Origin of the sequence: Variovorax sp. dw_308, from assembly GCF_019207085.1 — a bacterium.
In the GTDB taxonomy this organism is placed as follows: Bacteria; Pseudomonadota; Gammaproteobacteria; order Burkholderiales; family Burkholderiaceae_C; genus Variovorax.
This window is the reverse complement of record NZ_JAATOM010000023.1, coordinates 23,319-35,275: the sequence shown is the minus strand read 5'-3', so window position 1 is coordinate 35,275 and position 11,957 is coordinate 23,319. Positions and strand designations below refer to the sequence as shown.

Annotated in this window: 11 protein-coding genes and 1 pseudogene; 3 read left to right on the top strand and 9 right to left on the bottom strand. The window is 65.1% G+C overall.

What is annotated here, in order from left to right; all coding sequences use genetic code 11:
• Nucleotides 1–52 precede the first annotated feature (52 nt).
• The 3 genes from HCU76_RS29655 to HCU76_RS29645 all read right to left on the bottom strand — a co-directional run bounded on the left by HCU76_RS29655 (nucleotide 53) and on the right by HCU76_RS29645 (nucleotide 3,557).
• A complete protein-coding gene (locus HCU76_RS29655; protein ID WP_213957917.1) occupies nucleotides 53–1,018 on the bottom strand; it encodes a PDR/VanB family oxidoreductase in 966 nt (321 codons plus the stop codon).
• A gap of 28 nt (nucleotides 1,019–1,046) precedes the next feature.
• Nucleotides 1,047–2,123 (bottom strand): aromatic ring-hydroxylating dioxygenase subunit alpha, encoded by a 1,077-nt coding sequence (locus HCU76_RS29650; protein ID WP_218511274.1) that lies wholly within the window; start codon nucleotides 2,121–2,123, stop codon nucleotides 1,047–1,049.
• Between the two features lie 63 nt (nucleotides 2,124–2,186).
• Nucleotides 2,187–3,557, bottom strand: coding sequence for an MFS transporter (locus HCU76_RS29645; RefSeq protein ID WP_218511284.1), 1,371 nt, complete (start codon nucleotides 3,555–3,557; stop codon nucleotides 2,187–2,189).
• A 205-nt stretch (nucleotides 3,558–3,762) separates the two neighbouring features.
• Between HCU76_RS29645 and HCU76_RS29640 the strand changes: the two genes are divergently transcribed.
• Nucleotides 3,763–4,425, top strand: coding sequence for a TetR/AcrR family transcriptional regulator (locus tag HCU76_RS29640; protein WP_218511273.1), 663 nt, complete (start codon nucleotides 3,763–3,765; stop codon nucleotides 4,423–4,425).
• A gap of 540 nt (nucleotides 4,426–4,965) precedes the next feature.
• On the opposite strand, the gene HCU76_RS29635 is transcribed toward HCU76_RS29640, so the two are convergent.
• The gene (locus HCU76_RS29635) at nucleotides 4,966–5,334 is read right to left on the bottom strand and encodes an SET domain-containing protein-lysine N-methyltransferase (protein ID WP_218511272.1); all 369 of its coding nucleotides are present in this window, start codon (nucleotides 5,332–5,334) and stop codon (nucleotides 4,966–4,968) included.
• 27 nt (nucleotides 5,335–5,361) lie between these two features.
• Between HCU76_RS29635 and HCU76_RS37330 the strand changes: the two are divergent.
• Nucleotides 5,362–5,652: pseudogene (locus HCU76_RS37330) on the top strand (ParB-like protein); the annotation flags it as partial.
• On the opposite strand, the gene HCU76_RS29625 reads toward HCU76_RS37330, so the two are convergent.
• The 3 genes from HCU76_RS29625 to xseA form a co-directional block, all read right to left on the bottom strand.
• Nucleotides 5,622–6,146, bottom strand: a complete 525-nt coding sequence (locus HCU76_RS29625) for an MFS transporter (protein ID WP_213959748.1) — start codon at nucleotides 6,144–6,146, stop codon at nucleotides 5,622–5,624. The pseudogene HCU76_RS37330 and the gene HCU76_RS29625 sit on opposite strands and share 31 nt — an antisense overlap.
• A 118-nt stretch (nucleotides 6,147–6,264) precedes the next feature.
• Nucleotides 6,265–6,615: an exodeoxyribonuclease VII small subunit gene (xseB, locus tag HCU76_RS29620; protein ID WP_213959749.1), complete on the bottom strand. Its 351-nt coding sequence runs from the start codon at nucleotides 6,613–6,615 to the stop codon at nucleotides 6,265–6,267.
• On the bottom strand, nucleotides 6,612–8,387 hold the full coding sequence (xseA, locus tag HCU76_RS29615; RefSeq protein ID WP_213959750.1) for an exodeoxyribonuclease VII large subunit: 1,776 nt from the start codon (nucleotides 8,385–8,387) through the stop codon (nucleotides 6,612–6,614). The genes xseB and xseA overlap by 4 nt, the downstream gene beginning before the upstream one ends.
• 154 nt (nucleotides 8,388–8,541) lie before the next feature.
• Here xseA and HCU76_RS29610 point away from each other — a divergent pair, with 154 nt between their 5' ends.
• Complete coding sequence (locus HCU76_RS29610) at nucleotides 8,542–8,724, top strand: hypothetical protein (protein ID WP_213959751.1); 183 nt, start codon at nucleotides 8,542–8,544, stop codon at nucleotides 8,722–8,724.
• Nucleotides 8,725–8,800: 76 nt separating this feature from the next.
• On the opposite strand, the gene HCU76_RS29605 is transcribed toward HCU76_RS29610, so the two are convergent.
• Nucleotides 8,801–10,762, bottom strand: a complete 1,962-nt coding sequence (locus tag HCU76_RS29605) for a phage integrase family protein (protein WP_218511271.1) — start codon at nucleotides 10,760–10,762, stop codon at nucleotides 8,801–8,803.
• The gene (locus HCU76_RS29600; protein ID WP_213959753.1) at nucleotides 10,759–11,043 is read right to left on the bottom strand and encodes a hypothetical protein; all 285 of its coding nucleotides are present in this window, start codon (nucleotides 11,041–11,043) and stop codon (nucleotides 10,759–10,761) included. The genes HCU76_RS29605 and HCU76_RS29600 overlap by 4 nt, the downstream gene beginning before the upstream one ends.
• Nucleotides 11,044–11,957 lie beyond the last annotated feature (914 nt).

The window sequence follows — 11,957 nt, the reverse complement described above, 5'->3', positions numbered from 1 at the left end:
CCACGGCCGCGTTGGGCGGCATCCTTCACGTTAGAGCGCATCGCCGCGCGCCTCAGAGGTCCAGTACCAGCATGGGCGACTTCGAGCGCGAGCAGCAGGGCGTGAACTGGTCGTTGGCACCCTGTTCTTCCGGCGTCAGGTACATGTCCTTATGGTCGGGCTCTCCTTCCAGCACGCGCGTCAGGCAGGTGCCACATACGCCTTGCTCGCAGGACGTGGCGACCTCGATACCGGCGGCGGCCAGTGCTTCGACCACCGTCTTGTCCTTCGGCACCGCGATGATCCGCCCGGAGCTCGCCAACTTGACCTGGAAGCTCTCGTCGCTTTCGGACTTGGCGATCTCGGCACCAAAGAACTCGTAGTGCAGTTGTTCTTCGGGCCAGCCGGCCGCGCGGGCCGTGCCCAGTACCCAGTCCATGAAGCCCTTCGGGCCGCAGACGTACAGATGCACGCCGGCGCGGCGCTCCGCCAGGACCGCGTCGAGTTGCAGTTTCTGCGCGGCTTCACCGTCATCGAAATGGAACGCCACCTGCGTGGCAAAGCCCGAGCGCTCGATGCGCTCGCGGAACGCCGCGCGGTCGGGCGAGCGTACGCAGTAGTGCATGTCGAACGGCGCGCCGGTGACGGCCAGTCGCTCGGCCATGCACAGGATCGGCGTGACGCCGATGCCACCAGCCAGGAGGATGCTGTGGGCCGAACCATGGGCCAGCGGAAAGTGGTTCTTCGGAGCACTGATGTGCAGTAGGTCGCCCTCGGCCACCTCATCATGCATGGCGCGCGAGCCGCCGCGGGAACCGGTGTCGCGCAACACGCCAATCATGTAGCGGTGCGACTCGCCCGGGTCGTTGCAAAGCGAGTACTGGCGTGTCAGGCCGCCCGGGAGGTGCACATCGACGTGCGATCCCGCGGAAAACGCGGGTAGCGGGCGGCCGTCGTCGCGCACCAGCTCGAAACTGGCGATGTCAACCGCCTCGGTCGTCTTGCGCGCCACGCGCACCTGCAGGTCTGAAGCATTCACTGGGGTTCTCCGTGCAATGAAGATCGCGTCAGGCCGACACAGTCGCCGTCGCAGCCGTGTTCGACACCGCTGCGGTGTCCGCCTGCTCGGCTGCGAGGATGCGCTCGAGCACGCGGCGGGACTGGACGCCGCCCGAGTCGATGTTGAGCTTCAGCAATTGCCGCTCGGGATGCGCAAGAAGGTTCTGCTGCTGGCGTTCCAGCATCTCCAGATCCTCCGAGAAGATCTTGCCCTGGCCTTCCCGGATGCTGGCCGTGAGCGCCTTGTCGTGTGGATTGAAGTTGCGTGCCATCCCCCAGAAGTACCAGATCGAGGTCTCGGTCTCCGGCGTGATGAAGTCGACCACGATGCTCGAGGCCTTGACCTTTGGATCGGCGTTGTAGCCGCCGTGGCCGGCGTGCGCCACACCCACTTCGATCAGCACATGGCTCGGCGGCGTGAAGCGGCAGATCTGCCAGCGGTCGACCGGGACGTCGTCGGCCAGGTGGTTGCCCCGCAGCGCCATGCGCCAGAACGGCGGCGCCATGATGTTCTCCATGTAGCGCGCGGTAGTGACCACGTCGCCCTCCGTCACGGTCTTGGTCGGCGTCTCGTCGATCTCGGGCTGACCGATGCTGGAGGAATGCACGTAGGTCTCGTGCGTCAGGTCCATCAAGTTGTCGATCATCAGGCGGTAGTCGCAGTGGATGTGGTACAGCCCGCCGCCGTAGGCCCAGTCCGGGCTGTCCGCCCATTCGAGCGGGTGCAGTGCGCTTTCGTCGGCGCGTGCCGGATCGCCGGGCCAGACCCAGATGAAACCGTGGCGCTCGATCACCGGGTAGGTGCGGATCGCCGGGAAACCGCGCACGCGCTGGCCGGGCATCGCCCCGGTCTTGCCGTCGCACCCCATTTCCAGCCCGTGGTAGCCGCACACCAGTTTTCCTTCGACGACGCGCCCGAGCGACAGCGGGGCACCGCGGTGCGGGCAAAAGTCTTCCAAGGCCGCCGCCACGTTGTCGGGGCCCCGGTAGAACACGATCGACTCGTTGCAGATCTTCCGCCCGAGCGGCTTGTCATCAATCTCATCGGGCATGCAGGCGACATACCAGGCGTTTTTCGGGAACATGGGAACTCCTTCATTCATCGGTGTGGAAGGCGCGGGCGTCTTGGGCGCACGCGCATGCGGGGATCAGTGGGCCGCGGCCAGGCGTTGCCCGCCGGCGTCGGCTGCGCCGCGGGTGTGCGCGCGCAACGCGAGCACCGTGAGCATCGCGGCGAGCAGCGGCAGCGCGAAGGCGTAGTACAGGTGCGGTGGGCTCCAGCCCTTGTCGAGTAGCACGCCGGCCGTCAACGGCGCCAGGATCGCGCCGACGCGGCCGATTCCAATGGCCCAGCCCATCCCGGTGCTGCGCATCGCGGCCGGGTAGACCACCGGCGCAAAGGCGTACAGGCCCGCCATGGAGCCGAAGATGAATGCGCCGATGCCGAAGGCAATCGCGAAGGCGACTGCCAGGCTCGAGGTGAAGTAGCCGAACGCCGCCATGGCCAGCGCGGTCAGCACCATGCTGGAGGCGGTGAGCGAGCCGAGGTTCATGCGTGCGGCCAGCAGGCCGAACACGCTGCCCCCCACGATACCGCCGACATTGAGGAGCACGCCGCCCGTGATGCCCTGCTGTGCTGACAGCCCGGCCTGCACCAGCAACTTCGGCGTCCAGCTGAGCGCGAAATAGAAGCTGAACATGAGCAGGAAGAACGCTCCCCAGATCATCAGCGTCTGCGCCAGCATGCCCGGTGCAAACAGTGCCGAGAAACTGTTGCGGCCTGAGTCGGCCACGTCGGCCTGCTCGGGGGGAAGTTGCGCCAGCGTCGGGCGGTTCATCTTGCCGAGCAAGGCATTGAGTTTTTGCAGGGCGCCCCGGGGCCGCTTGGCAAGGAGGAAGTCGAACGACTCGGGCAGCCGCCACAGGACCACCGGGATCATCGCCGCGGTGGCGATCCCGCCAAAGATGAATACCGAGCGCCAGCCGTACTTGGCCAGCAACAGCGCGGCAATGCTGCCGCCGATGGTGGCGCCGATCGGATAGCCCGTCGCCTGCAGCGCGACCGCCGTACTGCGCCAGTGGTTGGAAGAATATTCGGCAGTGATGACACCAACGCTGGCGAGCATGCCGCCAATGCCCACCCCGGTGAGCGCGCGCAGGGCCCCGAGTTGCCAGCTGCTCTGGGCAAATCCGGACGCGAACATCCCGAGGGCGATCACTACCAGGCACACCAAGATGATCGGCTGCCGGCCAAAGCGGTCCGCCCAGGGTGCCAGAAAGAGTGAGCCGGCGGCCATGCCGAACAGCCCGGCACTGAAGAGCACGCCGAGTTCGGCGCCGCTGAGCTTCCATTCCGCTGAGATGGGTGCGGCAGTGAACGCCATCACCAGCACGTCAAAGCCGTCGAGCATGATCAGCATGATGCAGACCGTGACGGCCGCCCATTGGAATGGCGTCATCGCGCCCTCGTCGATGGCACGGCGCAACTCGCCGCTTCTGGCAGTGGCAGTGGGGTTCATTTCTTGTCTCCTTGCGGCATTGACGCCCGGTGCCGCAGGTTGTGATTTGTTTTGAGCGTGCTCAATATTAACCACGCTCAATATTCGCGTCAATGGGTTAAGGTTCGGCTTGTTTCCCGCAGGCTGTGTCAGCCGACATCGCTTGCGCATATCGTCATGCACGCATCTCAGCCCTCAGCCCACTTGCCAAGGAGTCCGGCCACTCATGCCCAAGCCCAAATCCGATCCGCTGCCCCCGGTGGGCCTGCGCGCGCGCAGCAAGGTTGACAAGCGGCGCCGCATCATGGAAGCCGCGCGCGCCGTGTTCATCGAGCACGGTTACGACGCTGCCACCACGCGCGAGATTGCGCAGCGGGCCGAAGTGTCGACAGGGACCGTGTTTGTCTACGCCCGGGACAAACGTGACCTCCTGCTGCAGGTGGTCAACGACGAGCTCGATGCACTCAACGCCAGGGCGCAGCCGCTCACGGGCAAGCCCGGACCGTTGCTCGAGCGGCTGCTGGCTTACTTCAAGCTGCGCTATCGCTACTGGGCCAGCGAGCCACGCCTGGCTCGGCCGGCGCTGCGCGAGACGGCCGAGTTTTTGGCGCCCGGCCCTGCCTTGGGCGATGAGGCAAACCGCTTCTATGCACGCACACCCGTGACGCTGGGTCACATCGAAGAGATGGTGCGCGCCGCGCAGCTGAGTGGCGAAGTCGCGCGGGATGCTCCCCCGGGCGAGGTGGCCTCGCTCGTGTTCAGCCTGTATCTGATCGAGGTGCGGCGGTGGCTGCGCGAGGAGACGCCGCGCCTCGCCTCTGGCATGGAGCGCCTACAGGTTGTGCTCGGCCTTTTCCTGCGCGGGGTGTTGAACCAAACCCGATCTTAGGACGAGCCCCGCGCCAATTCGCGCGCGATACCTTTGCTACCTGCACCCTGGTCGTGCAGCCACAACCCTTCCGTCCGACTCCAGGCGTGGCGCACCGCCCCTCTCTCAGGCGCAGCCTTCCAGGTGATGCTGCAGCCGACCGCAGCGCCCTTTGATGTCTCTTCGACAACCCTTGAAAATTACGCGCACCGAAACTACATTTCGATCCTGCTGAAAGCAGCTTCACCCACCAAAGAAAGGAGCTTGATCGTGAATGCCCATCCTGTCACTCCCTCTGAGGGAAGTGGTCCTGTCGCCCGCAATGCTACGAGTCGGCGCAGTCTGTCTGCCGGCATGTCAGACCGCCAGACGCAGGCCTAGCTGGTTGCGCGGGACGCCGTGCGCCGGGCGCAACGCTGCGCTCCGCTCTTCGACACGGTTGCGAAACGACATTCATCCCAACTTCACTGAGATTCGGCGCTGCGTCATAGACGGTTGGAGGGAGGCACGCCCGCGGCGCGCTCGCGTTCCTCGTCTGCTGCTGCCGAATGGGCTTGCCGGTCAGGCGCTGCGTTCGCCATGCGCGCGTGCCGGCTCCGCAGACACAAGGGCGTCACCCGGACGCGCGGCTGGCGCCACCATGCTTCCGCGGCACGAGGACGTGCGACAAAAGCACTGAAAATCGGAAGCGCTGACGGCCGCGTCGACGATGAGGCCATAGTCCAGGAATATTTCCTCGCCTGCGAGCAGCGGCCTCAGCGAAAAGATCCTCAGCGTCAAACGCCCTCTGCCATCGATCTCCTCGACAGCCTCGCAATTCGGCGTGCAGGAATGATTGATGTGCCGCGTTGCGTTGCCCCCGGGGCTTCCGTCGATCGTGTCGCCGATCGACTGCCCGAATAGCTGGTCGACCAACGCAATCACGGTCATCTCCTACTTTGCTGCTGTGGGTCTTGCATGATCATGCCCTTTCGATTCCTTGGGGAGCTTGCTATGTACCGCATTGGCGCGAAACTGAAGGAGGTTGAACTGAAGTTTCTTCATCCGACCCAAATGACGGTCGGCTTCAGGGAGGTTGCCAGGAAGCGCAAATCATGGGCCAAGCTGGCCGCCAAGGAACGGCGCGTAGCCATGAGTCAGCAACTGTTTCCTGCCATTGAAGGACCCCGGAAAGCCTTCTACATCCTGGACCACCGCCATACGGCCCCCGCGCTGGTTCAGGAGAAATCCGAGTGCGTGCTGGTCGGTATCGTGAAGGATTTGTCGACCCTCGGAATGAGCAACTTCTGGGTCTTTCTGGACCAACAGGCCTGCGGCATTTCCTCGCGCGGCACCGTGTCCGCCAGGCTCGTGCTCCAGGCCGGCGACAACAGCGCGGTGCAACAGCCTGCGGCAAACGTGAACACCAAGAGCGTTGCCGCTCCCGCCCACCCCAGCACTGCCAGCAGCGACAGGATCACGAGGACGCCGACCTGGACGCGCAGCGCGACAAGAATCAGTCGCCTCCGGTCCATGGTGTCGGCCAGCACACCCGCCGGCAGGGCCAGCAGGAACATCGGAAAGAACACAGCCGTCTGCACCAGGGCCGCCAGAAAGGAGGAACCCGTCAGTTCCACCATCAACCACGAAGCGGCCATCACCTGCATGGCGTTGCCCGTGAAATAGATCGCGCTGCCGGCCCAGAGTCCACGGAAGTGCGGCAGGCGCAACGGAGACCAGAGCGACTGGGATGAAGAGGACATCGTCAACTACCGCGGTTATTTTGCGAGGCCGAAGCGATCAAGAGGCCTTCGTTTCGCTTTCATGTGAGAGCCGATGCGCGAGCATCGGGCCCCTGCGACACGGCATGCCTTCGCCCCGCTAGAACGGGATGTCGTCGTCATCTGGGTCCGGTGCAGCAGATGGCAATGCCGAACGTGTGGCGCGCGTCGCGGACGGCGCACTCGACGCCGGCGGCTCGGTTGTTCTTTCCGAAGACGATCCGGCTGCTGTAGTAGACACTGCCACCCCTGCGCCGTCCAGCGCGGCCTTGAGCGCTGCTTCGACCGCGTCGATGCGCTCCTTGCACACCTTGTACGCCTCCACCGATTCCGTGACGATCGTCAACAGATCATCGATGTTCGGTTCGGACTGGTCTCGCAGTGTCTCGGCGTGCTGCTGCAGCACGCCATAGGCGTCCCTGAAACTCTTCTTTGTCACGTTGTCGGTCATGGTGTCTTTCCCGGAATGGGGTCGGTGCGAACAACGGTCGAACCGTCCCTGAACTGGATGTTGAGCATTGGCGAAGCGCTGGCTTCCCCGCTGGAGGTCACTGGCTTGCCCTCGCCGTTGCGCACGATGGCAAAACCGCGCGTCAGCGTCTTTTCGGGGCCTTGGCCGGTGACTTCACGCATCAGCGCCTGCGCATTGCCGCGCGCTTGCTGAACGGTGCCTGCAGCACGTTCGGCCACGTGCTGCAGGCGAATATCCAAGGACTGGCGAGCGGATCGGGTGGCAGCGACCGAACGGTCGATGACGGCGTTGTAGGCCACGTTGCTTGCCGCCCTGCCCTCGCCGACGCTAGACAGCGCGTCGACGCGGATCGAGGTCATCATGGCTGGCACCTTCTGCCGCGCCGTGGCGATCTCCTGCATGGCATCGGCTCTCACAGCAGTCAGCATCGCCAGGCTTGTGCGGGAGGCGTGGTGCACTTGACGAACGGCAGCGACCGAAACCTGGTTCAGCGCGCCCGTGCTGTCCTCTTTCGCACGGGCCAGGTGAGTCCGGGCATCCGCACGCATCTGTGCTTCCCTGCGCTCAACGGCCAGGCGCGCGGTTCGGGCTGCCTGCGCGCCAGCGCCAAGAATCGCCTCCCACGCCTGCCGGGCTTCCCGGCTCCTGCGCAGGATCTGCTGCTCAATGCCTGCGATCACCTTGCTGGGCGTATCAAAGCGGACATGGGCCACTTCATCGGCAAGCGTGCTGTCCCGCTCGTGGCCGATGCCGGTCAGCACTGGGATGGTCTGGTCGCAGATGAAGCGGGCCAACTCGTAGTCGTTCAGCCAGGCCAGGTCATTGACGGCACCGCCGCCGCGGATGATGACAATGGCGTCCGGCTGTGTGGGTGCGTCCCGGTGTCCTCCTCCATCGCCCGAGTCGCCCTCGCCGAGTGATAGGTCGTTGAGCGCGGCCGTGGCGGCCGCGACAATTTCGCGGGCAGCGCCTTCGCCTTGAAATCGGCTGTGGGAATAGATGAAGCGGCAGATGCCGAAGTGCTCCAGACGCCGCGCCTCCTTTTGAAAGTCGCCAAGACCCGCCGCCTCCTGCGGTGCCACGACCAGGACGAGTTGATAGTCCCACGGCGGCGCAAGCTGGCGATTGCGGTCGAACACACCCTCGTGCTGCAAGCGTGCCCGGATCTCCTTTTTCCTCGCCTCGAGATCGCCCAGGGTGTACTCCGGATCAATCGCATCGATCTCGAGGCTGAAGCCGTACTGACTCTTGAATACCGGCCTGGCGCGCACCAACAACTTGATGCCGGCGCCGATCACCGCGCCTGTGGCTTTCTCGAAATCGGGAAGGATGCGCGCCGCGGTACTGGACCAGATGGTTCCCCTGGCCTTGGCCACCAACTGGCCGTTGCTGTCGCGCTCGGACAGATCCAGATAGACGTGGCCATTGCGGGCGTATGCCTCGCTGACCTCGACCAGGGTCCAGACACCGCCCGCGAACGCCTGGGCCACGGCTGCCGCGACCCCGTTCAGGAGCCGTGACAGCGGGATGCCCTTGCGGGTGGTGCTCAGTTCGGACGACGCAGCGGCGAGCGCAACCTGCGATGCGGCGCTTACAGCGGGCGCCATGCCGGCTGGCAGCCACGCCGTGAAGGCCACCAAGTCGACGCCGGCTTCCACGTACCAGCGCTTGGCCGCGCCGTCGAAACGCGCGCCCAATGCCTTGGCGGCATCCTTCGATTTGTAGGGGACGTCGAGGTATTGGCGGGTCATTCAGCCATTCTCAAAGAGCAATGGCGCCAAGCATCGGGAGCCGAGCGACGCCACGCAGTCCGGCTACCGACTTGCCGGAGCAGACTGCGCGGCGCGTTCCTACATGGCCGGTCTGCATGGGCGGCCTAAGCTGCTTCCATCCAAGGAGCAAGTCATGAACGATCCTACGACACCCCCAGCACCTTCTGCTCCCGTCCCCACCAAAGAGGAAGAGGAGGCGCTGCTCGAGCAGGCCAGGAACGAGGCACAGGCTCGCGTCGCGGATGTGCACGTCGAAGAAGGCACTGTCAGTTCCGAGGAGGCCCAGAACTCGCCGCATCCGGACGACCACGACTGATACGAAGCGATGCCTTTGGCCGGATCCAAGGCTGGCGGCGCGAACCGCAATGACGAACGAGGCGACGCGCGTCTGATCATCTCGATTTCCAGAACCCCCGCATCGCCTTGAGTCTCTCATCGCGCTCCGTCGTCAAATAGAGGGAGGTCGTCCCGACGGACACATGGCCCAGGTTGTTCTGCACGATCTGCAGCGGCACGGGCGCCTGCCCTTCCCTGCCCTGCAGCGCGTGCGACCCGTGCGAATGGCGCAACCAGTGGGTGCTGGCCTTTTTCAGCTGCAGCGCATCGGCGCCATCGAGCCCCTCGGCGGCCTGTGCAAGAAATGCCTTGATCGCCTGGTACAGCCCCGAGGCCGACCACGCCGCCGGCCGTTTACGTTCGTCATCGAAGCGACTCATCACATGGATGCCGCGGTTGCTCACCGCACTGACCTGGCGCTCGAATCCATGCCGGGCCAACTCATCACCGAGTTCCTCGACGAACTCGGCCGGCACCGGCACCTCGCGGCTGCGGTTGCCCTTGCCGATCACGGCCAGCAGCCAGTGCGAAGCAGTGCTCCCATCGGCAGCCCGGTAATCGACCTGCGTCAGGTCTTCGCACCGCACGCTCGTGATCTCGGCCAGGCGCAGCCCCGTCGCATAGAGCCAGCGCATGCCCCGGCGCAGGCGCCTGTCGGCTTCCGTCTCGCCATGTCTCTCGAGCAACGCATCGATATGGTCCCACTGCGCGAAGGTCAAGGCCCGGCTCGAACCCAACGGCCGCGGGGGATGGTGAACCGGGATGGCCACTGCCGCAAACGGATTGCCCACCAGATAACCCTGGCGCACCAAAAAGGCAAACAGGGTGCGCACGACGATCAGCGACTGCCGGAGGGTCATCGGGTTCAACGGACCTTCGAGCGGGCGCCACAGCGGTGACCAGCGCTGGTGGTGGCGCGGCCCGCACCAGGCCACGGGTGGATCGGCCAAAAAGTCCCGATACGCAGCTGCATCCTCGAGCGCCAGCGATGACAGCGCCTTTTTCCGCTCCAGCACCGCCCACAACAACAGCCGCTCCGCTTCCTTGCGGTAGGCGCGCTGCGTCGCCGACAACGCCGCCTTGCCGCTGGCGGGCTGCTTCGAGGCCAGCCACGCCCCGATCGCCTCGTGGTCATTGCCCGCCGTCAACAAACACTTCTCCGGCGGCGCGCGAAACCGCCCCGCTCTTCCGTCGAGTCCGCCCGGCAGCACGAACTTCTCGTAGGGCCGGATCGCCGTCGCCGCCGGCACCACGGCCTCGAGGGTGGCGCTGGCGAGCTGCATGCGCGGCTGCGCGACATGGACACCGACACGCAGGCCCAGGAGGGCTTCGTTCGCCTGCAGCCACTCGACGATGCGGGCCGCCTTGCCCTCCCCCACCCCTGGCACCATGGCCCACCAGCGTGCGCCGACGCCGTTGATACGCCCGACCAGGGCCGCCAGGGTGGTGAGGCCGGCACGCTCGAGCCGCGTGGCCATGGAAGGGTTGAGCCATGCCGCGACGCTGTCCCCGGGCTTCGGATCCTGGGCCACGAGCCCCTGCAGCCAGCGCAGCGCTTCGAGCTGGTGCTCGACGAGGCGCGCACGGCGAGAGGGCCGCCCCGCCCCCCTACTCCCGCCGTACTTTCCGCCGCCCTGTCCGCCGCCCTGCCCTCCACCCTTTTCTTTCTGGGGATACGCGTCCTGATAGGCCTCGAGCTGCTCCTCTTCCGAAAAGTCCTCCAGCCCGTTGGCCGCGGCGAACTCGGCCAGGGTCGGCAGCGCCGGCGCCGCCGCAAAGCGCTCGGCGTCCATGAGGATCAGCCGCGCGGTGCCGGGCTTGTTCTCGCGCCGCGCGGCCGCGGCGAACTGGTCACGGATCCAGGCGATCGTGCGCCGCACCGTGCGCAGGTCCGTGTACTCGCCTTCCAGATGCAAATACCGGTTCCAGCTCGACTTTTCGTCCAGGCCCTGGACGAGTGCGCGCATGAACGCAAAGTGCCCGCTGTGGAGTTTGCGAGGCGCTTCGTTCTTTTTCATTGCGACGCGACGTTGTCGGGGTTGTCGAACTGGCGCTCGGGTGCCTTCGACCAGAATTTCCACCACGCTGCCTTCGGGCGCGGCGGCGCGAGCAGTCCCTGAAGTTGCGTGGCCAGCGGTTGTGTGGCCCGCAGCCGGCGCCGCCGCTCGACCTCCAGCACCTGCGCGGCGCCGAACGCGGCGCGGTCCCCATAGCCCGCCCGCGCGCGCCAGTTCGCGGCCAAGCCGGCGAGCTGCTGGTCGTCGAGTTCCAGAACACTATCGGAGGTCGGAAGGTCCATCAGCGGTTGATCGCTACCCGAGTAGATCGCAGACGGTCGTTTCAAAAGATGTCAGTTTCAGAAGGAGGTCGCGTGGGAGCGCCATTTTGAAGCGCAAAGCGCGGGTGGACGCCCTCGCCGCCCGCACCGCCCCAGAATCCCGGCCTTTGAATGCCTACCGCGTACATAGCGCTTCTTTCTCCACTTGGTCTCAGGTTCCCCACTGCCCTGCTCAATGCGCTCCCAAATCGGGCCTGGCACTTTTCCCGTTGCGTTGCCTGGCCGGCACTGACTCATGGCGGACCACGGACGGTTCCTGCGTGCCGAATTCCACGTCCTTTCCAAACAGCATGCTGGCGAGCACTTGCGCGTGCCTCTTCATGCGACGCTTCAACCGGGCCGGACATCACCAGTCCACGAAGCGTCCATTTAGTTGATGATAAGAATATTTATCATCAATTTATTCGAGATGCGAGGCTGGATGAGACACGGGGTCCCTTTGGTCCCAGCTATGGGCGCTGGATCGAAGCCGACCGAGTGCTCGTCCATCCGATGGTGATTGGTGAGATTGCTTGCGGAACGCCCCCCGAGCCGAGGGTGCCGACGATCGGCGACTTGGGACAAATGCGAAGAGCCAATCAGGCGACCCCTGGGGAGTTCATTGACTTGATAGAGCGCGAGCGTCTGCATGGTCAGGGGTGCGACTTGGTGGACATGACGCTCATGGCCTCTACGCTCCTCAGGCCCGGCGCGACGCTCGAACGACAAGCGGCTTCCTCTTTGGCAGACCGTTTTGCAATTGCCTACTGCGCTTGAATAAGATTTTTCGTTCGTCAGGGTTTCACTTCCACAGCGTTGCTGCCGGGTCATAGAAGGTAGTTGACGCCGGCCTGCGTCAGCCGCTTCGATCAACGGCCACTCGGCTTACCGGTGAA